Annotated in this window: 16 protein-coding genes; 10 read left to right on the top strand and 6 right to left on the bottom strand. The window is 39.7% G+C overall.

The window, feature by feature from the left end; all coding sequences use genetic code 11:
- Positions 1–47: 47 nt before the first annotated feature.
- Positions 48–4,577, bottom strand: a complete 4,530-nt coding sequence (locus tag NQT69_RS11165) for an EAL domain-containing protein (RefSeq protein WP_256827748.1) — start codon at positions 4,575–4,577, stop codon at positions 48–50.
- 129 nt (positions 4,578–4,706) lie between these two features.
- Between NQT69_RS11165 and NQT69_RS11160 the strand changes: the two genes are divergently transcribed.
- The 6 genes from NQT69_RS11160 (at position 4,707) to NQT69_RS11135 (ending at position 10,370) form a co-directional block, all read left to right on the top strand.
- Positions 4,707–5,261, top strand: coding sequence for an isochorismatase family protein (locus tag NQT69_RS11160; RefSeq protein ID WP_256827747.1), 555 nt, complete (start codon positions 4,707–4,709; stop codon positions 5,259–5,261).
- Positions 5,262–5,358: 97 nt separating this feature from the next.
- Entirely contained in the window at positions 5,359–6,825 is a 1,467-nt protein-coding gene (locus NQT69_RS11155; protein ID WP_256827746.1) for a methyl-accepting chemotaxis protein, read from the top strand.
- 73 nt (positions 6,826–6,898) lie between these two features.
- Entirely contained in the window at positions 6,899–7,333 is a 435-nt protein-coding gene (locus NQT69_RS11150; RefSeq protein ID WP_256827745.1) for a DUF6436 domain-containing protein, read from the top strand.
- Between the two features lie 120 nt (positions 7,334–7,453).
- Positions 7,454–8,347 (top strand): hypothetical protein, encoded by an 894-nt coding sequence (locus tag NQT69_RS11145; RefSeq protein WP_256827744.1) that lies wholly within the window; start codon positions 7,454–7,456, stop codon positions 8,345–8,347.
- A 194-nt stretch (positions 8,348–8,541) separates the two neighbouring features.
- Positions 8,542–8,736: a bacterioferritin-associated ferredoxin gene (locus tag NQT69_RS11140; RefSeq protein WP_256827743.1), complete on the top strand. Its 195-nt coding sequence runs from the start codon at positions 8,542–8,544 to the stop codon at positions 8,734–8,736.
- An 86-nt stretch (positions 8,737–8,822) separates the two neighbouring features.
- Positions 8,823–10,370 (top strand): phospholipase D family protein, encoded by a 1,548-nt coding sequence (locus tag NQT69_RS11135; protein ID WP_256827742.1) that lies wholly within the window; start codon positions 8,823–8,825, stop codon positions 10,368–10,370.
- Positions 10,371–10,448: 78 nt separating this feature from the next.
- Here the strand turns inward: NQT69_RS11135 and bfr (NQT69_RS11130) are convergent, their stop codons facing one another.
- The 3 genes from bfr (NQT69_RS11130) to NQT69_RS11120 all read right to left on the bottom strand — a co-directional run bounded on the left by bfr (NQT69_RS11130) (position 10,449) and on the right by NQT69_RS11120 (position 13,770).
- Positions 10,449–10,913: a bacterioferritin gene (bfr, locus tag NQT69_RS11130; protein ID WP_256827741.1), complete on the bottom strand. Its 465-nt coding sequence runs from the start codon at positions 10,911–10,913 to the stop codon at positions 10,449–10,451.
- 10 nt (positions 10,914–10,923) lie between these two features.
- Complete coding sequence (gene bfr / locus NQT69_RS11125; protein ID WP_256827740.1) at positions 10,924–11,397, bottom strand: bacterioferritin; 474 nt, start codon at positions 11,395–11,397, stop codon at positions 10,924–10,926.
- 234 nt (positions 11,398–11,631) lie between these two features.
- Positions 11,632–13,770 carry a TonB-dependent receptor gene (locus NQT69_RS11120; protein WP_256827739.1) on the bottom strand — a complete coding sequence of 713 codons (2,139 nt, stop codon included), beginning with the start codon at positions 13,768–13,770 and terminating at the stop codon, positions 11,632–11,634.
- A 387-nt stretch (positions 13,771–14,157) separates the two neighbouring features.
- Here NQT69_RS11120 and NQT69_RS11115 point away from each other — a divergent pair, with 387 nt between their 5' ends.
- The gene (locus NQT69_RS11115; protein WP_256827738.1) at positions 14,158–14,685 is read left to right on the top strand and encodes a hypothetical protein; all 528 of its coding nucleotides are present in this window, start codon (positions 14,158–14,160) and stop codon (positions 14,683–14,685) included.
- 21 nt (positions 14,686–14,706) lie between these two features.
- On the opposite strand, the gene NQT69_RS11110 is transcribed toward NQT69_RS11115, so the two are convergent.
- Positions 14,707–15,780 (bottom strand): PepSY-associated TM helix domain-containing protein, encoded by a 1,074-nt coding sequence (locus NQT69_RS11110; protein ID WP_256827737.1) that lies wholly within the window; start codon positions 15,778–15,780, stop codon positions 14,707–14,709.
- A gap of 103 nt (positions 15,781–15,883) precedes the next feature.
- Positions 15,884–16,756: a cation diffusion facilitator family transporter gene (locus NQT69_RS11105; protein WP_256827736.1), complete on the bottom strand. Its 873-nt coding sequence runs from the start codon at positions 16,754–16,756 to the stop codon at positions 15,884–15,886.
- Between the two features lie 159 nt (positions 16,757–16,915).
- On the opposite strand from NQT69_RS11105, the gene NQT69_RS11100 reads away from it, so the two are divergent.
- From NQT69_RS11100 to NQT69_RS11090, 3 genes are read left to right on the top strand one after another with little or no spacing between them, the layout of a single operon-like run.
- Positions 16,916–17,296 (top strand): hypothetical protein, encoded by a 381-nt coding sequence (locus NQT69_RS11100; RefSeq protein WP_256827735.1) that lies wholly within the window; start codon positions 16,916–16,918, stop codon positions 17,294–17,296.
- Between the two features lie 54 nt (positions 17,297–17,350).
- Positions 17,351–18,577 (top strand): efflux RND transporter periplasmic adaptor subunit, encoded by a 1,227-nt coding sequence (locus NQT69_RS11095; protein WP_256827734.1) that lies wholly within the window; start codon positions 17,351–17,353, stop codon positions 18,575–18,577.
- A gap of 11 nt (positions 18,578–18,588) precedes the next feature.
- A complete protein-coding gene (locus NQT69_RS11090; protein ID WP_256827733.1) occupies positions 18,589–21,729 on the top strand; it encodes an efflux RND transporter permease subunit in 3,141 nt (1,046 codons plus the stop codon).
- Positions 21,730–21,752: the final 23 nt, after the last annotated feature.

Below are 21,752 nucleotides of genomic sequence, written 5' to 3'. Positions count from 1 at the left end.
GCATTATAAATAGCGCTGTTTTTTACAGCTTGATGAGAGTTAGGCAGTTAAATACTTTGTAGTTTTTCTATCACAGGGTTGAGCTCAGCTTCATTTAACAGCATTGTGCTTGGCATCGGTTTGGCAAAATAATAACCTTGAAAGTCATTACACCCTAATTGCATTAAAAATTCTATTTGCTCTATATTTTCAACCCCTTCGGCAATACAAAACAAGTTTAGGTTTTCTGCTAATAAGAATATGGTTTTAATGATCGACTCGTTGCTGCTATCTACGCCTATGTTTCTTACAAAGCTTTGATCGATTTTAATAACATCGATAGGAAATCGGCTCAGGTAAGTGAGTGATGAATAGCCAGTACCAAAGTCATCAAGCAATAATTTAAAGCCAGCACTTTTGAGCATTTGCAACTGTTTGGCTGCTTTATCTTTATCTTCGAGTAAGGTGTTTTCAGTGATCTCTAATCTAAGTTGGTTAGGCTGCACATTATGTTTGGCTAAAATGTGTAATAGCCGCTCACTTAAGTTAAATTTTAAAATGTGAACAGGTGATAAATTTAACGATAAATAAAAGCGTGGATTTGCTCTAAATAATTTTGCCAATTCAGCTAACGCTCTATTTAAGGCTTGCTCAGTAAGAAGCTCTATTAAGCCTGCTTCTTCAGCTATGGGTATAAATATGGCTGGTGAAACAAGTGAGCCTTGGTGTTTCCATCTTAATAGCAGCTCAACACCGTTTATTTTCTTTGTTATACGATTAACTATTGGTTGATAATGGTTAAACAGTAGATCGTCTTTATAGGCATCTTTGAGGGCGTTTTCTAACAACAGCTTTTGCGTTATTTTTTCGTTCATCTGCTCGGTAAAAAATTTAAAGCCATTTCTTCCGGCCTGCTTAGCGTGCATCATTGCTATATCGGCATGACGTATTAAGGTGTCAGCAGTATCTGCGTCAAAAGGATACAATGCGACCCCGATACTGGCTGAAATATTTATAGCAAAATCATCTATCACAACGCGTTTGCCAAGCTCAGCTGATACTGATTGTACCAAAGCGCTGAGTGCTTGTGGTGACTCAATATTTTTTGTAAGTAATAAAAATTCATCGCCACTTTGACGCCCTAAAATAGAGTTTTCATCCAATATATCATTAACACGTTGCGTTATATTGCAAAGAAGTTGATCCCCCACGGCATGACCAAATGAATCATTTACAGGTTTAAATTTATCCAGATCGATAAATAATAGGGCAACTAAAGAGCCCTCACTTTCCGCTGTTTTAAGTACCTTATTAATTCGCTGATACATAAATGAGCGATTGGGCAGTTTAGTTAACGTGTCATAGTTGGCTAAATAACGTAATTCATTTTCTGCGCGTTTTTGCTCGGTCAGATCCGAAATCACAATGACATAATAACTGATGACATGAGGTGTTTTTGCAACTGCGGTGATACTGACGTGAATAGGGTGTGATGGATTCGTCTTACTTTTTATATATGCTTCACCACGCCAATTCTGTTTAGCCTTGAGTGTTTTTATTATAGTTATAAAATCAATATATTGGCGTTTTCCAAGGGCAGATAAAAAACGTTTGATATTGAGTTTATCGGTATCTGAGTCAATCGAAAATGCATCTGCAAAGCTATTATTAACCGATAAAGGCTGGTAGCTATTATCTAAAATAAGAAGCCAGTCTGTAATTTGACCAAATGCTTCACCTAATATTGCCGCTTGTTGTGCATTGGCTCTTTGTTTGGTGATATTTGTATATATACCGGACACTTTAACGGGAGCACCTGATTCATCCCATTGAGTTACTTTACCAATGTCTTGATACCATAACCAATGCCCGTCAATGTGTTGGATACGATAGGTCGCTTGCCATTGCTCGTCATTACTTTGTAAAAGGTAATTTTCCCAACGCTTGCTAAGTGGTTTCGCGTCATCAGGGTGGATGAGTTTATAAAATTCGTTAGCTGAAACCTCTTTAGTAAAGGGGTAGCCAAGCTCTTGCGCTAAGCGGTTTTGCGTACCTGTTTGCGCTTTTACATTAATTTCCCAAACACCACTGTTACTACTTGTTAATGCTAAATCGGTTTGCTGCTGCGATTGTAAGACCTTTTGATGTGACTGCTCGATGGTGTTGCGTTTTGTTCTGTATTGCCAAACAATAAATAAAACAATGGCAAAAATTATCATTGCATATGAAAACATCGCCAATGGCGAGCGCCATGGCACATAAGCAACTACAAAACGAAGTGTCGCGGGTTGATTAAGTTGATCTTGATAGTTGCTATAGGATGCAATGGCAAGTTCGTATTCACCCGGAGTCAGCGTAGGTAAAAAGACCTTATTGTTTTTATAATTATTATAAGTAAATGAGTTTGGGCCCGATAATGTTATTTTGTAACGCGTTTTATCAATATTAAGAAAATCAAAATTAGAAAAGCTGACCTCTAATCCCATGTCATTTGCATCTAACTGTAGCCGTTCATTGTTGTATTTATTAGGGTGAAAACTGAGATCTTTTGATAAAAGAGAAATATTGGTGATCTGTGTTTGGGCTGGTTTATTTAATGCTGGAATGTCTAAAAAATCTTGCGGTGCAAGTGTGAGCAATCCTTGTGTGGAACCAAATGCTAAGCGGCCATCATCTAGTACTGCATGTGCGTCGAGGTTAAATTCATTAACTGTTAAACCATCCTTTACAGTAAAGCTTGTTACTTGTAGTGAATTTAAATCAATTTTGTATAAGCCATTTTGACTACTTGCCCATAAAAAGCCAAATTGATCAATTTGTAAAGCAAACACTGACTTTGTATTGATCCCTTGTGCGAAGTTGATTCGCTGTTTTTCTTTATAAGTTGTGGCATCTAATGCGATAAGTCCTTCATGAGATGAAGCTAACCAAAGTGTATTGTTGTAATCAATAACCCAGTCATTTATAACCATGTACATTAATGGATTGTGGTTTTTTACTTTATAAATAGTGGTGAGCTTTTGCGTTGCTTCGTTATAGCGATATAACGCTCCAGCAGCACTGATAACCAACTCATTTGGGTAATTGCTAAGGGGCTTTAAAAAAGTATGTATAGTTAGCAAGTCTAACTTATCTGCTAAGCCGTTAATGATGCGAGTTTGGCCTGTTTTACCATTGTAAATATAAAAATTATCATTATTTAAAAACGCAAACGTATCAGGCGCTATCAAGTGATAGCCGTAAGAATCAGCTTTATTTAGGGCCTCTGGTGATTTTTCGTCTTGCGTTATCGGCACCAGTTGTTGGTTTTGTTTATCAAACAATGCCAAACCATGATAAAGCAATAACCATAGGTAGCGGTTTGGCTCACCGAGTTCTGCACTGGTTATGCCATAAACACTATGTTCACCAAAAAATGCTTTTTTATCTTCGCTTGCTAAAAATGTTTCTTTGTTTGCCGTGACAGGGTTGTATTTTGTTAAGCCATTTTCAGTCCCCAACCATAAGTCATTATGTGTGTCTGCAAAGACACTTAAAACTAGGTTGCTGTGTAGCTTTCCGTTATGGGTTATTTCTATGTTAGTAAATCGTTTTGCTAAAGTGGACCAGGTAAACACTCCCTGAGAGCGTGAGCTCAGCCACATTAAGCCAGAGTTATCAATGATAAGCTTGGTGATAGTGTTGTCAGTGATGTTGAATTTACTTTGTTCGAAATTTAAAATAAATTCTTTTTCTCCGGTGTTTCTGTCGTATTGGTAAAGGCCACTTTCGGTTACAAAAAACTCACCATAGTCACTCACAATATGGTGCCAAATGTTATGCTCAGGAATCAGCGTTTTAACACGGTCTATTTCGAGTTTTTTCGTCTGATTAATGGGGATAGAGTAAAGTCCTTCTACAGTACCAACCATTAAGCCTAGCTGTTTATCAAGGTGCAAATATTTGACATTGGTGTTATCAAAATTTTGTTGCTCTGGCGGAAGTAGTGGAATATTAGTTGTGTAATCATCTGTGAGTGATTTTGAATACAGGCCATTGCTTGTACCTATATATAAATAGTTATCATCAATAGTAAGAGCACGAACGATATGGTCACTTTTTTCAATAGAAAACTCTTTATTTAAGTTTTTGGTACTCTCGGTATAGGTATAAACGTGTTGGTTTATCGCAAAATAAAAAATCTCGTTATGTTGGAGAACGGCACTAATAGGAGAGTAAATAGCGTCTTCTTTATTGAGCTTACCAGAATAGATTTGATCGACCTTTAGTGTGATAGGGTCGACCATATATGCACCGGAGTATTCGGTTGAGATCAGCAGCTTATTATTATTGGTTTCATAAATAAGATTAATTGAAAACTGATCAAAAGCAGGAATTGTTTTAACTTGATAACCATCAAATCGATTTAAACCTTGGCCTGTGCCAATCCAAATGTAGCCAAGCTCATCTTGTAAAATATCACTCACATAGCCCTGAGATAACCCTTCATCTGGGGACAAGCGTTGTAGTTGATGGGCATACTTTCTCGCCTCAGCTGCAATACTAAATAAAGTAGATAACAAGCCTAATAGTATGATAAAAAAGGTACTACAACGCACGTATATGTTTATCTCAGTAATATTTGATGTTATTTCAAATATAGCACAACAAATTAATAGCAATGAGTTTATTACCGAGATATTTAAGCAATTTAATCGACAACTCGCTTAACTTGAAGGAAATAAATTATGCCACACTGCTTTTCGCCAAAAGTGACACAAAGCTTGCTTTTAGTTGTTGATATTCAAGTAAAACTGGCACCAGCCATGCCACTCTACGAAAAAGTCAAAAAGGTTGCGTCAAATTTAGCGGCGGCCAGTTCATTGCATAAAGTTCCAATACTCGTCACCGAGCAATATAAACAAGGGTTAGGTGCTACTGATACACAACTACAAAAGCAACTTGGTGATGCATGCTGGTTTGATAAAACGTATTTTAGTGCATATAAAGAAGCCGGATTTAAAGAACTAATTGCAAGCTATAACAAGGACCATATTATTGTTGTGGGTATGGAAGCACATGTTTGCGTGCTGCAAACGTGTTTAGATTTACTTGACCATGGTTACAGTGTATTTCTTGTTGTTGATGGTGTTTGCTCTCGCCAAGATACTCATCGCGATAATGCGGTTGCCCAGCTGCAATCTGCTGGTGCAGTTATTACTAATGCTGAAACTGTTATTTTTCAATGGACAGAAGTAGCGAATAGCCCATTATTCAAAGATATTCTTAAAATTGTTAAATGATATTTCAAACGAGCTAGCCCTTTAGTGGGTACGTGCTATCATTACTATTATTTTTCTAAAAGGATATAGATTAGTTTTTTGTTTTATTGGGGGTTTTATGAGCAATGTGAGTCGCTTATTTACAATAATATTTGTTCTACTATTTATTGAGTCAATTGCATTAGGCATTTACTTTTCGACCCTTTTACCTGGTTTTATTGTCGGTGCGCCGCTTGCTTTATTACCGATTTGGTTACTACAAACACAGCCATCTAATGCAATCACCGCGCATGTAGCTGGCGCGTCGTTGATGCTTTTTTCTTTTTTACATATTCAACAAACGTTTGGTTTAATAGAAGTCCATTTTGAAATTTTTATCTTAATGGCTGTGCTCATTATGTTTATGCAATGGCGTGTTTTTATTACTGCAATTACACTCGTTGCTGTGCATCATTTATCTTTTTACTATCTACAGACGCAAAATGCTGGTTTGTATGTTTTCGACCCAGACAGACTCGCTTTTACCACTGTACTGATCCATGCCGTTTATGCCATTGTTGAGGCATTTGTTGCAGGGTATATAGCTAAAACCTTGCAAAGGGAACGTCGTGGCGGTCTATCGTTAACGTCAGCGACTGAGCTGATTATGAGTGATCCTGAACATGTACAATTATCAGTTCGTGCAGATGATACCAAAAGCATTGCAGTAAAAGGCTTTAATACCTTATTAGACACGGTTAATAAAGTGATTGAACAAGTTAAAGCTCAATCGCTATCACTGCAAACTAATTCACGAGAGCTTGTTGATGTTCACGATGAATTAGCTGATGCAGCGTCACTACGGGCAAACAAAACTGATGAAATTGCTGAATCAGGAATCGCTGTGGCACAAGGGTTTACCCTAGTAAAACAAGAAAGCGAGGTATTAAAACAGCAGGTTGACGCTATCACCATCGCTGCAAATAGCGCTTTGAATGACGTACAACTCACAGACGATAAAAGCCAAGAGTTACGCAACCATTTAAACCACACTGAAGAGCAAATTAGTCACCTCGTTGCTGCAGGTGATGTGATTTCAAACCTACTGAATGAGATTTCAGGTATTGCAGAACAAACCAACTTATTAGCCCTTAATGCGGCCATTGAAGCTGCAAGAGCAGGGGAGCAAGGGCGAGGTTTTGCTGTTGTAGCTGATGAAGTTCGCTCATTGGCTACAAGCAGTAAAGCGACGACAGACAAAATAGCGAATACATTAAACGATTTGGTTAGTAACAGTCGCACTTCTACTCAATCTATGAGTGAATGTTTAAACGTAGTGCAAGAGCTGACACAAATTAGTTGCACGATGAAAGACAATATCTTAACTATGTCAAAACAAGTAGAGACTGTTGCAAGCAGTACGCACTCGGTTGCCGAAGTTGTCGCTGAACAAGCCGGCAATACTGAGCAAATAGCAGCAAGTGCTGATGGTTTACGTATGAGTCAGCAGCTAGACTCTGAGATTGTAGAAAAGTTAACAGCTAAAGTCCAAATGATTGACGTGAGTATTGATGTACTTGAGCAGAGCATTGCTAAATTTAAATAACGCCCAGATCAGATTATATCTGTTAGTTACGCTTTGGTTTATTGTCGTTGTTTTTGGCCTCGTTTATTTTCAAATGTCATCGTTGACGACATTTGACCCCCATAATGAGTTGTCTCAGGTTAACTGGCTGAAAAACTTTAAACAGCAAACTAACTGGGCAACGGCTCAATCCCCAACACTTACTATAGTTGTTGACGATGATTGCGGGTGTACGATGCGCTCAACGAGTCATATCAAACAACTACAATCACAGGCCATAAATAACGGCTACACTGTTGAAATCATAAATCAACACTCCGACTCAACACGCTTATTACCCAATGTACCCGGCGCCGTATTGTTAGCTGAAAATGGTGATTTAGTGTATGCAGGGCCGCTTTCACAAGGCATCGCATGCTCCGCATCGGACGGTTTTGTTGAGTTGGCTATCAACAATTTATCCGCTGGGTTTAACTCGCAATTAATCGTATCTGAGAGTCGTGGCTGTTATTGCTCCGATAAGCGTTAGTAAATAGCTTTTTCTAACTTGGCTTACTCATATACTCTCAATCAATATCTGGCTCTTAACCTTTACAGTTTATTTCTCATAATCTATTTTGGTTAATATATAACCAGATTGGGTGTCAAAATGAAACATTACATCTTTCCTGTTTTATTATTCTTATTGTCATACGCAGTAAGTGTTAACGGCGACACCATTAATTATGTTGACGCATCAATGCTTAGGCACAATCCCAACAATAAATACTTTATTGAAGTACTTACTAAGGCATTAAAAGCATCAGAACCTGAGTTTGGAAGATTTGAGCTACGCCCAATTGATGTTCTGATCAGCCAAGAGCGACAATTAAAGGAGCTAGATAAAGGAACAATTGATGTTTTTTGGACGATGAACACTGCAATACGTGAACAATCAGCATTACCAATAAGAATTCCTCTAATTAAAGGTGCTTATGGTCTCAGAGTGTTGGTAATAAATAAGTTAGATCAGTCAACGTTTTCAGCACTTAACTCTCGGGAGGAGTTAGGGGAAAAAATAGCGGTTTTAGGTAAAGATTGGCCCAACACAAAAATACTGCTCAACAATCAACTTCCAGTTAATACGGAAGCTCCCGAGCATTCTCTATATAACGTGATTGCAAACGAGCAAGGTTTTTACTTTCCCAGAGCAATTACAGAAGCTTGGTCTGAACTCAATAGTCTTAAAAATCGTCAATTAACCATAGATACTAGCCATTTACTTCAATACCCAACGGCGATCTATTTTTTCGTTGCGAAAGACAATGAAAAACTTGCGGCACGAATTGAAGCAGGGCTGAATGAAATGAACGAGACAGGGCAACTGGACGCACTTTTTTACGAATCCCCACTTCATCAAATGTCGTTCGAAGATATTGATTTAAGTAATGTCAAAATATATCAGCTTAACAACCCGCTGATGGAAGACGCCAGTGAAATAGCGATCATTAGACAAGCTCAAAATGAAGTGTTAAATCACATTAAAGGGTTGAATAGACGCTAAAACTTATTAAATATTTATTCTTGAGCATAATTTGCTTTAAATTTAAACAATTCTCAAGCTGCCGCGAATTCTCGATTTAAGTGGCGCTGGCCAAAAATAAAAACAATTATCAGTTTTATACAATTATTAATTGCGAACCGTTTACGTTTAGATTAATATACAAGCCTAAATCTAATTGAGAGTGTTTTTCATTTATGTATATCTGTTTATGTCACGGTGTGACAGATAAAAAAATTGAACAAACAATTGACGAAGGCGCAACAACAATGCGTGAGCTTTCTAAAGAGCTCAACGTGGGTAGTCAGTGTGGCAAATGCTGCGGCTGCGCTAAAAAGATTCTCAATCGCAAACTTATCGAGATCGCAGATATCACCGATCAAGTGGCGTAATTTTTATCCCTACTTAATACTACAATATTTCCGTATTCGTAATTTCCAGTTATAGTTAAAGCACGATAATATTCATTGGATAAACAATGAGTTTAAAAGAGCATATAAAATGGCTTTGTGCGCTCATCATTTTAAGTTGCATGCTTGGCTGTGCGGCTTTACCATCAAGAGATATGATTTCACCTAGCTATGCTATTGATGCTGACTTACACAGTAATTTAGGAGACTTAGTGGGTTATCACCATAATGATTTATCTGGCTTTTACCCGCTTGCAGATGGCGTTGATGCCTTTGTAGCCCGACTTGCTTTAATTGAAGCTGCACAGCACAGTATTGATGTGCAATATTATTTATATCATCGCCAGCAAACGACTAAATTATTTACAGCTTACTTATTGGCAGCAGCCAATAGAGGGGTGAGGGTTAGATTACTACTTGATGATATGTCTCAAGCCGATAGTGCCTTTGATCTAGGGGCCCTTGCTCAGCACGCCAATTTTTCAGTTCGACTTTTTAACCCTTTCCCTAACCGAAGTTTGCCCGCATTGGGCTTTATCACCAATTTTAAGCAACTTTCTCGGCGTATGCATAATAAGAGCTTTATTGTTGATAATCAGGTTTTTATTACTGGTGGGAGAAATATGGGCAATGCTTATTTTGCAGCAGAAGACCATTCTGAGTTTATTGATTTAGATGTTTTAGCAGTGGGGAAAGTTGTACCAGAAGCATCGGTTGCGTTTGATCTTTACTGGAACCATGAGTTGTCTTACCCCATCCAAACTCTCAGAGGTGAAAGTGATGATGATGCGCTGCAAAAGGTAACTGATCGATTAGATAGTTATGTTAAATTAAATCGAGATAGCAACTATGTTCAACGCTTAAGAGCAAGCGACCTTGTGAGTTTACTCGAGAGCGGGCAATTAAATTTAGATTGGCAACAAGCAGATATTTTTTATGATCACCCCGATAAATTATTAAACGAAGTAGGTCAACGCTCTGCTAATATGTCTGCGCATTTATTTAAAGCTATGGGGGAACCGAAGCGCAAAGTTATTATTGTTTCGCCTTACTTTATACCAAAAGATCAGGGCGTTAATCGTTTAACAGAGTGGGTTAAGCAGGGTGTCGAGGTAACTGTATTAACAAATTCACTTGCTGCTACTGATGTGGCTGCGGTACATGCAGGTTACGGTCATTATCGAGCTGCATTATTGCGGGGTGGAGTTAAGCTATGGGAATTAAAACCAAGTAGTTTAGCTGCATTAAAAAACCAAAAGAATAAAAAGCACAAAACGGGATCGTCGCAAGCAAGTTTACATGCTAAAACCATGACCTTAGATGATAAGGTTATATTTGTTGGATCACTGAATTTAGATCCTCGTTCGTTCGATTTAAATACCGAGATGGGCGTGTTGGTACAAAGTGAAAAGCTCAGTATTATGCTCAGTGATTGGGTGGATGATAAAATGAAGTATTTTGCGTGGCAGTTAGCACTAAAGCACTCTGATGAAGAGGCCTTAATTTGGCGCGATACAGTGACAAATGAAACGTTTGATAACGAACCACAAACATCAGCTTGGCGACGTTTTTCAGTGTGGTTTATGTCATTGTTTCCTATCGAAGATGCTTTGTAATGATCAGTGCAAAAATATAATCGCTAAAGCAACAGAAAAAAAGCAGCCTAGGCTGCTTTTTTGGGTTATAACGAAAAGTTACATTTGTGATTGTAGGTAGTTCTCAAGACCTGTGCTTTTGATCAACAGTTGTTGCGTTTCAAGCCAATCAATTTGTTCTTCTTGCTCAGATAAAATGTTATCCAGTGCTTCGCGGCTGATATAATCTTTCTTGCTTTCTGCAAGTTTGATTGCATCTTTTAAATCAACAAGTGAATCAAGCTCAAAACTCATGTTACAGGCAATCATTTCTTCGCTGTTCTCACCAATGCGTAAACGGCCAAGATCTTGTAGGTTTGGTAAACCTTCTAAAAATAAAATACGCTCAATCAAACGGTCGGCATTTTTCATTTTTTGAATTGAGGTTTTGTAATCGGCTTTGTCTAGCACGCTAAATCCAAAATCTTTAAACATACGAGCATGTAAAAAATACTGGTTGATTGCGACTAATTCATTCGCTAAAACTTTATTCAGTGCTGCTATTACGTCTTTATCGCCTTTCATGTTTTAGCTCCTATTCGCCCATTTGTGCTTGGTGATAGTTTTGGCTACCAATTTTGTCAATTAAACCAAGTTGCTGCTCTAACCAGTAAACATGGTCTTCTTCGGTATCGAACAATAGTTTTTCAAGAATTTCGCGCGATTGGTAATCTTTCTCTTGTTCACAGACGGCAATGACTTCTTTTACACATTCAACAACTTCAAGCTCGAGTGTAAGATCGTTTTGCATCATTGATTTTACGTCGTGACCGATAATCAGATCGCGGCGTTTAGTCATATTTGGTATGCCTTCGAGAAATAAAATACGCTTGATTAACCAGTCAGCGTGATCTTTTTCCTCTTCCATTTCATGATTTAAGCGTACATAAAGTTTATCTAAACCCCAGTCGTCATACATGCGAGAGTGAATGAAATACTGATCAATTGCGGCAAGTTCATTTGCTAACAATTTATTGAAGCTGTCGATAACTTTTTGATTACCTTTCATAATGGTGGCCTTCTATAAAACTCAATGCGGTTAGTTTAGTATATATCTCAGGTATTGCAAGTTTTTCTTTAAAAATCAAGTGTTTAGTATTGATTTTGATTCTCGTTTAAGTTTGCATTGTTGGTTGATTTATGGACAGATTGTTATTTATGGTTGTAGGTTGTAGGTTGTAGGTTGTAGGTTCAAGAAAAGGTCTCGTTCATTGCGTAGGGCAATGAACGAGTTGCGTGGTATTTAAAATTGATATTTAACGCCTACTGTGGCTGTAGTGCCAAGGCCTTTTATATTGTAACCACCATAGGTGTATGATTGTGCGCGGGCAGGGAAATAATCTTCATTGAATAAATTTTCGATGCCAATGAACCCTTGCCAACTCGTATTAAATTGATATTGGCCGCTTAAGTTGAAGACGTTATAACTTTCAACCGGTCCTTGATCGCCTACATATTTACCATCATCACCTGCTGCGAAGCGTTTTCTGTCTCCAACATAGAGGTAGCTTAATGTTAAAGAGGTGGCATCATTTGGCTGCCAATTTAGGTTTGCAGTGGCTTTTGGTGGGCTAATTTGTTTAGAGCCTAAATAGACATCAGCTTCGGTGTTTTTCCCTTCAACATAGCTATATGTTGCAAGTAATTTCAAAGTAGCACTCAATGTGTAGTCTAACACGGTTTCGTAGCCCCAAATCTCTTGTGGCGCACGCACCGGCTCATAAACACCGGTTACTTCATTAAAGCTGTTAGTTGTGCCAAGTTCTGAGGTACTACGATACGCGGCCACTTCAATACGCACATTTTCAAATTGTGAGTTAAAGCCAATCTCGTAATTGTCGATAATTGAGGCTTGAGTTTGTATTAAACCAATATCGTTTACAGTTGCGGCGCGTAGTAAACGTCCGACATCTGAAATATCAGAGCCTTGAGAGTAACTTAAAAACGGGCTAAATTTATCACTCAGGTTGTATTTTATGCCCACGTTGTAAGTTGTTGCATCGTACTCAATAGTGTCGCCTTTGACATTAATGGGAACAGAGCATTGTGTGGCAGTTTTACATAATTTGAGGGTACGGTAATCATCAACACTCAAATCAATAGATTCTTGGCGCACACCGGCTTTTACAATTAAGTCATCTGCAATCACCCATTTAGTTTGCAAGAAGCCAGCAATGCTTTGCATATCCATCTCAGGCACCCATACGCGGCCATCAACAAGTGGTTGTGATGTAACGTCATTTAATGCATCTATACCGTAAATGAATGACGCTTCAACAGAATCAAAGTCGACTTGGGTGTTAAATGTTGCCCGAGCGCCTTTTTTATCTGATCGAATAATTGATTGTCCGCCATCATAATTTTCATCAGGGTTAGCAAGATTTGGTGAAAAGAAAAACACGTTTTCTATGTCTTGCATGTATAGGTCGAGTATCATTTGCGTATTGTCGAACAAGGCGTAATCAGTATACTTCAGGGTGATATTTTCGTTGCCTTCAGGGCCTTGTGGTTTACCTCGCTTTTGCAGCTCAGGGGGAACGTGTATTGCGTAGGTCTTTTCTCCTAAGCTCATATCGCCAGCAACATCACCTAAGTCAGTTTTTTGTTGTGAGCTGAAGTAGTTATAGCTAAATTGTAGTTGTTTTTCGTCGTCAAAATCATAGCCGAGCTTGGTAAAGTAGTTTTGCGTAACCGCATCTGATAAGCCATATTGCAAACCAAGAATGTCGCCATCAGCATCACGTTGAACGCCATTTTCTTCGTAGCTTGCCGTGACAAGGTAGCTAAATTGATCTGCACGTCCGTTAATGGCAGCTGAGATTCTTGCGCCCGCACTTTCCTCTAATTTTACTGCACTAAAGCGCGTGGAAAGGCTTACTTCACCTTCGGTTTTGTCACCACTTTGGGCTTGTTTGGTGATGTAGTTAATTATACCGCCCGACGCACCGTTACCATAAATTGAGGTGGCGCCTTTGATAACTTCGATACGGGAAATAGCACTGGGATCAAGGGTTTTAATACCTAAAGATCCGTTTCGTAAGGGGGTAGATTGTGGCACCCCATCAATCATTACTAATGGTGCTCGGCCACGTAGCGATTGACCTGTATTACTTGAGCTACCTGTATCGGGAGCAAGACCCGGTACCATTTGTGCGAGCAAACTTTGTAGCTCAGGGTTTACTTTTAAATGTTCTTCGATTTGCTTTTGGTTAATGATTGTAATTGATGCAGGGACTTCATCAATACTTTCAAAAACACGGCTGCCAGATACGACCACACGCTCCATTTGCTTGTCAGTTAGTTTATTTTTATTAATTGCATCGTCTGCTAAAGTCGCTGTACTTACAGCCAGAGCGATTAACGAAAAAGAAGTTTTGAACATGAAGATCCTTGTAATAATAAGAGTGTGGAAAGTGCTAACTTGTTGCGCGGTATAGTAAATGTAAAGAAGTGTAAAGGCAAGGGTAGTGATAATTGTTTTTATTAACTTTATGCTAATGGTGTTGACTGAAAAATTTACAGCATAGTGTAGTGATTACTTGGTAAATGGCTCACGATATTATTTACAAGCAACTGGAAATAACTTTTCAACAATAGTAATACCGTTTAACCGAGAACTTACTTTGCATATAACTTATTGATTTATTTTGCTCGATGTTTATTTTTAGTAATTTTTTGGCTATATCTAACAGCTTAGTCATTGTCGGTATCTTCTTTGCAACAATCTTTTTATTTTATGGATTTTTATATTCACTTAGAGGTGATAGTCATGGAAACTAAGATAAATGATGAAGAAAATGCAACTAAAGTCGCGGGTACATTTAGCACAAAAGCGCAAGCGGATAAGGCTTATTCAAGTTTAGCTGAAGAGCCTCTTTTAGAATTGAGTAACCTCAATATTATTGCTCCACATGATCAACAGTTTGCTGAGAAAGTAGAACCCGAAGATAAAAATATTGCTAAAACGCTACTCAGAACACATTTAATTTATGCCGCTTTTGGTTTAGCCGCGGGCTTACTATTAAGTACCGCGTTTTACTTTTTAGATGTCACGTTTATACAAAGTTTTGTATTAGAAACTTACGCTGGGGTATGCACTATAACCGTTTTTATTGCTTTGTTAATTGCCGGTTTTGTCTCAATTCGCCCAGATCACGATCCGTTAATAAACGAGGTGAGACAAGCGATCCGAGCAGGTAAGTGGGTAGTTATTGTTCACACTGATTCTAATCAAAAGGGCAATAAGGCAAAGCAATTATTACAACCGCTAGCTGGCTCGGTAACGGCTACGTTTTAATTAAATTTGCTATAAACAACATTAACGATAATGCCGTTTATACCAAAAGTAGACGCCTGATAGGGTAAAAAATAAGGGTAGTATAGCAATTAATAACCATAGGATTTGTAGTAAAGGACCGGCAAAATCACCAATATGAAACTTATATTTAAAGTTCCAAGCTTGCGTAGTTAAATTGGCTTTAGCTGCATTATAGGTTTGTAACACTGCGCCGGTATATTGATTAGCCCAGACCCAGCTGTATGCATGGCTTTCACCTGGGTTTTTTATTCTCAATGCAACGGGGGCTGTGTCTTTTTTAGGTAGGTATATCCTAAATAATTCTCCCTCAGGAAATGCTAATAACGCATTCTCTAGCGCCACGGCAAAGTTATCTGTGTTGACGTGTAAAGGTACATTTAACACGGGCGGTTTAGGTCTTGGCTCTACACTTGTTTGCGTGATGAATTCTAGTACTGTCTTGGTTTGATCTTTCCAATTAAATGCCATGCCAGTAAAGGCTATTAACGTTAAGATCAAAAAGAAATACATGCCTAACACAGTATGTAGCTGATACAGCAAAATACGCAGCTTCGCTTTAGGTTTTATAATTAAGCGTTTTAGCCGATTTTTGGGTTTTATCCATAAATATACACCGACAAGCATATTGATGATGAATACTAAAGCAACTATCGATACCCAGTTTCTCAGAGGTCTTTCTCCCTCACTATCTTGCCACAGCAACCAACGATGCATTGCCATCGTAAAGCCATATAAAGTGGAATAGTAATCGTATTGCAGTAAGATCTCAGCGGTATAAGGGTTAAGGCTAACGTATTGTTTATTCAAAAGCTGAGCCTGCCATGCAGAAGTAGGGTTTTGCTCTGGCATCAATAGAGTAACAGGCTGCTTAGTATGTAAACTTAAGGTCTTTATGATGACAGGGTAAGCAAGCGGTTTGGTTTGTTGCTCTACAGACCAGTAATGTGGATTAACAATTTGTTGAATATCTTTTGCATAAATTAATAGTGCACCGGTGACACTCAAGCAGAGCAAAAAAAGCCCCGTAATTAATGTTAAAATTAAATGTATACGGCGTAACCACAGCTTAAACAATACAGATACCTATGAAATATTAAAAAGCGTAAGGCGCAATATTATAGGAGAGCGAGTGTCATTGACAATAAAAACGCCCTAGCATGAGATGATTAAACCCCTTTTAAATTTTGCTATCACATGTATGTAATTCAATTATGCTGTGGCTTAGGGCAAATTCTTGCTCTAAATAGTGCTTAATCTCATCAAGTTTAACTGAGGCGGGAGCATTGATGATCAACTCACAATAAGTTTGGTTATCATCTAATTGCCATACTTTTAAGCTGTGGATTTGATTAATCACAAATTGAGTCGTTAGTGCCGCGGTTATTTTATCGTGGTCAAAGTTATCGGGGGCCCTTTGCATGAGAATTTTACAGCTTGCAATGAGCAATAACACACCATGATAAATTACATACGCAGAAATTAAAATTGTCGCTATTAAATCAACAATGTACCACTGATAAAGTATAATCAATGTGCCGGCCACTATAACCACAATAGACGCCATGGCATCAGATACATTATGAATAAATGCAGCACGAATATTCATGCTGTTTTTAGCACCCGCGTTAAAGGTAAGTACCGCTGTGGCAATGTCAATGAGTAGTGCCAATGCGGCTACCCAAACCACAATCCAGCCATCAATCGGAGTGGGATTAAAGTAACTTTCGATTGCCTCAATAATTAAAAAACCACCAATAATAATGAGGGTTGTGCTATTTAAAAGGGTGGCCAAAATTTCTGCGCGTTTATAACCATAGTGATACTGTCTATCCGCCGGCTTACCGCCAATTTTACGGGCGATAAGCGCGATAAAAATAGCTGCCGCATCACTTAAATTATGCAGTGCATCGGCAATTAAAGATAAACTACCAGAGAGCACACCGCCGGCAACTTGCGCTACTGTTAGCAGCACATTGATAAACACCGCAAAGCCTAATTGGCGGTTACTTTGCTCATCGTTATGATGACTATGAGAGTGATTATGAGGCATAGCAACTTGCGCTCTATTGATTGCGGTGTTAATAACAATACTAAAATAGCTTGTTTGAATATGCCAGTATGCAAACAGGTATTTAATTGTTTTAGTTGTAGTTGCATTGTGTACACGTTCTGGTAAAGTTTAGTCTCAAATTGTTAGTTGGGTCGTCGCTTGAAGCAATCGGTATTGTTAATTTTAGCTTTTTTACTACTTCAGCCTTTGCTGGATAGTTTTGATGTGGCTGATTATAACCATGCGATTAAAACGACTGCTCAACTGCTGAAACAACAAACTCAATTAGACTCTCACTGCAGTGCTAATAATGACCACGATTTACATCAAAGCGAACACTTGCAATTAAACCAAGCCATCGCCGAAAACCTTGATGAGGCGCATTGTCATGTTTGCCATATTTCGATTTTGTTTTCTCAGTCGTGGGAAAATACAGCATTATTGCCTAGTTCCGACACTATTGCTTTAGCCCAAACGCGCTTTGTTTCACGCTTGATTACGCCTGACTTACGCCCTCCCATTGTTTACTTACTAAGTTAATTTTCTGACCCGCTTTTTGGTCATCTATTTTTAGTATTAGTAAGAGAACAAAATATGAATTTAATAAAACCCTTAGGGTTTACCTTCGCGTGTATAGTTATTGCTGTTACACCGAGTGTATTGGCAACTGTGCTACAACAACCTGCTGATTTAAACGTTTCGTCTGAACAAGCGGCTTATAGCCAAGCTGAGCATGAACATGCACAGGATGACACAGAGCATTCATCCCAAGGGGATGCGGAGCTAACACAAGACAGCCAACATGAACAAACAGGCGCTGTGCGATTAACACAAAGGCAAAGGCAATTAGCTAATGTGAAAGTAAGCACGTTAAAAAACCGTGTTTATCAGTCAGAGCTCTATGCACCGGGTGAAATTAAAGCGAATGGCTATAGTAGCTATGTATTGTCACCACGCGTTGATTCTATCGTGGTAAAACGCCATGCCATTTTAGGGCAACACATTAAGGCAGGTGCGCCGCTTGTAACTTTATTTAGTGCTGATGTGGCTAGCGCACAAACTATTTACCGGCTTGCTAAAGCGCAGTGGCAACGCGTGAGTAAAATGAGTCAAGGCACAGTAAGTGAAAAAAGCTTACTGACTGCGAAAGCCGAATATGAAGTTGCACTAAGTCAACTTGCAGCATTTGGTCTATCGCAAACAGCAATTATACAAAGCGAATCGGTCGCAGCTGAAAAACTCGGTGAATACACTTTATATGCAGGCACATCAGGGGCGGTGTTGAGTGATAATTTTGCCCAAGGGCAGCGTGTTGATGCTGGCACTGAGTTAATGCTTATCGCAGATGAAAGCCAGCTTTGGGTTGAAGCGCAATTATCAGCTAATCAAGCGATTGATATTGCTAAAGGCGCTATCGCTCAAGTGCGAGTGAATCAGCAATCATATACTGCCACCGTTATTCAAGAAGCACACACCATTGATCAGGTGACGCGTTCACGTATTGTGCGTTTGCGTGTCGAAAACTCTCAGCACGTATTACACCCTGGCATGTTCAGTGATGTGTATTTTTCATTTAAAACGAATCAAAAAGTACTCGCTGTACCAGAGCAAGCACTGCTTAGAAACCCTGACGGTGACTGGGCGGTATTTGTACAAGACGAAGATGGTGAACTTATCTCAACTGAAGTTGAGTTAGGCCGAAAATTTGCTGACTTTCGTGAAATTAAAGGCTTAGCACTGGGCACTCAAGTTGTCACTGAAGGGGCATTTTTTGTTGCATCAGAGCAAGCGAAAGGCGGCTTTGATCCGCATAACCATTAGGAGTTGGCGATATGTTTAATAAAATAATCGATAGCGCCATAGCTAATAAGCTACTGGTTTTGCTAGCACTATGCGTTTTGATTGCGACCAGTGCTATGGTTGTGCCAAAACTTAATCTGGATGCATTTCCCGATGTGACCAATGTTCAAGTCGCCGTTAATACTGAAGCACCCGGCTTAGCTGCGGTAGAGGTAGAGCAATTAATTACTTATCCAATTGAAGCGGTGATGTATGCATTGCCTGATGTAGAGCAGGTGCGGTCAATTTCAAAAACCGGTCTATCTGGTGTAACCGTGGTATTTAAAGAAGGTGTAGATATTTACTTTGCGCGGCAATTGGTGTTTGAGCGTTTGCAAGCTGCAAAAGAATTGATCCCAGCAGGAATTGGCTTGCCAGAAATGGGGCCTAATACCTCAGGACTTGGACAAGTATACCAATATTTATTAGCAGCTTCTCCTGAGTCAGGCCTTGATACTATGGCGCTGCGAAGCTTAAACGATTGGATTGTAAAGCTACTTATTTTGCCTGTTGATGGGGTAACAGAAGTGTTGTCGTTTGGTGGTGATGTTCGTCAATATCAAGTTAACCTCAATCCAAATAAATTACTTGCTTATCAGATTGATCTGCAGCAAGTTGTGAGTGCACTTGAAGAAAATAACACCAATGTTGGTGGCTGGTATATGAATCGTGGCCAAGAGCAGCTGGTTATTCGAGGAACGGGCTGGTTTAATGCCGGTGCAAAAGGGCTGCAAGAAATTGCACAAACGCCGCTGAAAAGCATTAATGGAACAGTTGTTACCATTGCTGATGTGGCGCAGGTGTCACTCGGCAGTGAAATTCGTCAAGGCGCTGCTACCATGAGTACAAAAGATGCTGATGGTAAGATTACATCGCTGGGCGAAGTGGTTACTGGCGTGGTATTAAAACGTATTGGTGCAAATACCAAGCACACTATTGATGGGATCAGTGCACGGATTGAATTAATTAATCAAGCCTTGCCCGAGGGTGTGACATTTGAGCCATTATATGACCAAGCCGATTTGATCACCCAAGCGGTCGATACGGTTGTTGATGCGTTGTTGCTTGCATTTGTGTTTATTGTTGTGGTGCTAGCACTATTTTTAATGAATCTTCGTGCAACAATATTGGTTTTACTATCGATCCCGATTTCAATTGCAATGGCACTGTGTGTTATGGCGTGGTTGGGACTGTCAGCTAATCTGATGTCATTAGGCGGTATCGCTGTGGCGATAGGGATGTTAGTGGATGGTTCAGTAGTGATGGTGGAAAATATCTTCCGCCATTTAACTAAAAACGCAGTCTCTACAGCAAGTAAAGACTCAGTAGCAGCATTGGTAGCCCAAGCGGCGAAAGAAGTGGCAAGGCCTGTGTTTTTCGCGGCATTAATTATCTTGGTTGTATTTATGCCTTTGTTTAGTTTTGAAGGCGTTGAAGCTAAGTTATTTCAGCCAATGGCTATTAGTATCATGCTAGCCATTATCGCTGCTGTGGTTGTAGCCCTAGTTATTGTGCCTGCCATGGCGGTGTTTTTATTCTTTAAAGGCGTTAGGGTTAGACGCAGTGTTGTACTTGAGCCTCTTGATCATGCATATAAAACAAGCTTACGTTGGGCGATGCAAGCACGCAAAACTGTGATTGCTATTGCAGCCGGATTGGTTGTTATGGCGGCACTATTATTACCCCAACTTGGCACTGAGTTTGTGCCCGAATTAGAAGAAGGCACAATCAATTTACGTGTGACACTAGCACCTTCAGCTAGTCTTGACACTGCACTTATGGTTGCGCCAAAGCTTGAAGCTATTTTACTTGAGTTTCCTGAGGTAGAGTATGCCTTGAGCCGAGTGGGCCGCCCAGAAGTAGGTGGCGATCCAGAGCCAGTTAATAATATAGAAATATACTTAGGCTTAAAACCTGTGAGTGAATGGCAATCGGCTGGGAACCGAGCACAACTGCAGTTGTTGATGGAGCAAAAGTTAGCGCAATTTCCGGGCTTGTTATTTAACTTTTCGCAGCCAATTGCCACTCGGGTTGATGAGTTGCTGTCGGGCGTTAAAGCGCAACTAGCTATCAAACTCTTTGGTGCTGACTTAGATGTATTAGTGACTAAAGGGCAAGAAATCGAACTGGCGGTTAAGGGAGTCACTGGCGCGAAAGATGTGGCAATGGAACAAATTGCGGGTGAGGCGCAGTTAGTGATCACGCCCAACCGTCAAGCGTTATCACGTTATGGCTTATCTGTAGGTGACTTAATGTCAATCGTTCAGCACGGCATAGGTGGTCAATCGGCAGGGCAAATAATCAATGCCAATGAGCGTTATGACATATACGTGCGTATGGCAAAACAGTTTCGTGATTCGCCAGAGTCAATAGAAGATTTACGGTTATCGTCACCTAGTGGGGCGGTTGTTCGAGTAGGTGATGTGGCGGGTGTTAAAATTGAATCAGGTCCGCCGCAAGTACGCCGAGATGACGTGCAACGCCGAGTGGTTATTCAAGCCAATGTACAAGGGCGCGATATGGGTTCTGTTGTTGCTGATATTCGCCAAACTATTGCTCAACAAGTGGAGCTTCCGACAGGCTACGGCGTCAATATTGGTGGCCAATTTGAAAACCAACAACGTGCGCAACAGCGCCTTTCTATTGTGGTGCCTATTTCTTTAGCCTTGATTGCCTTGCTGCTGTATTTTGCTTTTGGCTCACTATCTCAAGCGTTACTTATTTTAGTTAATGTTCCTTTGGCTGTCATTGGTGGGGTTGTTGCTTTGTTTGTGTCTGGGCAGTATCTATCGGTGCCTAGCTCTGTTGGTTTTATCACCTTGTTTGGGGTCGCGGTGTTAAACGGTGTGGTGATGGTTGAAAGTATCAATAATAGAGTAAAAGCGGGTGATACCTTAAGTGATGCTGCATTTAATGGGGCACTATCACGCTTACGTCCGGTACTGATGACGGCATTAACCTCGGCACTTGGACTCATACCAATGCTATTATCGACAGGGATTGGGGCTGAAATTCAAAAGCCCTTAGCAACAGTGATTGTTGGCGGGTTATTTACAGCCACCTTTTTAACACTCTTTGTTTTACCTGTGTTATATCCAAAATTTAGCCGTCAGTATAAAACACAGCATCGCTAGCTTAGCCATAGGGCTAACAGGCT

The organism is Pseudoalteromonas shioyasakiensis (assembly GCF_024518675.1).
Classification (GTDB): domain Bacteria; phylum Pseudomonadota; class Gammaproteobacteria; order Enterobacterales; family Alteromonadaceae; genus Pseudoalteromonas; species Pseudoalteromonas shioyasakiensis_B.
The sequence above is the reverse complement of the archived record's forward strand: the minus strand, read 5'-3'. Positions and strand labels throughout refer to the sequence as shown.

Bases quoted from the DNA above. Each gene is read 5' to 3' on its own strand.
- NQT69_RS11160 (WP_256827747.1), top strand. From the start codon at position 4,707: ATGCCACACTGCTTTTCGCCAAAAGTGACACAAAGCTTGCTTTTAGTT.
- NQT69_RS11155 (WP_256827746.1), top strand. From the start codon at position 5,359: ATGAGCAATGTGAGTCGCTTATTTACAATAATATTTGTTCTACTATTT.
- NQT69_RS11150 (WP_256827745.1), top strand. From the start codon at position 6,899: ATGTCATCGTTGACGACATTTGACCCCCATAATGAGTTGTCTCAGGTT.
- NQT69_RS11145 (WP_256827744.1), top strand. From the start codon at position 7,454: ATGAAACATTACATCTTTCCTGTTTTATTATTCTTATTGTCATACGCA.
- NQT69_RS11140 (WP_256827743.1), top strand. From the start codon at position 8,542: ATGTATATCTGTTTATGTCACGGTGTGACAGATAAAAAAATTGAACAA.
- NQT69_RS11135 (WP_256827742.1), top strand. From the start codon at position 8,823: ATGAGTTTAAAAGAGCATATAAAATGGCTTTGTGCGCTCATCATTTTA.
- bfr (WP_256827741.1), bottom strand. From the start codon at position 10,913: ATGAAAGGCGATAAAGACGTAATAGCAGCACTGAATAAAGTTTTAGCG.
- bfr (WP_256827740.1), bottom strand. From the start codon at position 11,397: ATGAAAGGTAATCAAAAAGTTATCGACAGCTTCAATAAATTGTTAGCA.
- NQT69_RS11120 (WP_256827739.1), bottom strand. From the start codon at position 13,770: ATGTTCAAAACTTCTTTTTCGTTAATCGCTCTGGCTGTAAGTACAGCG.
- NQT69_RS11115 (WP_256827738.1), top strand. From the start codon at position 14,158: ATGGAAACTAAGATAAATGATGAAGAAAATGCAACTAAAGTCGCGGGT.
- NQT69_RS11105 (WP_256827736.1), bottom strand. From the start codon at position 16,756: ATGCCTCATAATCACTCTCATAGTCATCATAACGATGAGCAAAGTAAC.
- NQT69_RS11095 (WP_256827734.1), top strand. From the start codon at position 17,351: ATGAATTTAATAAAACCCTTAGGGTTTACCTTCGCGTGTATAGTTATT.
- NQT69_RS11090 (WP_256827733.1), top strand. From the start codon at position 18,589: ATGTTTAATAAAATAATCGATAGCGCCATAGCTAATAAGCTACTGGTT.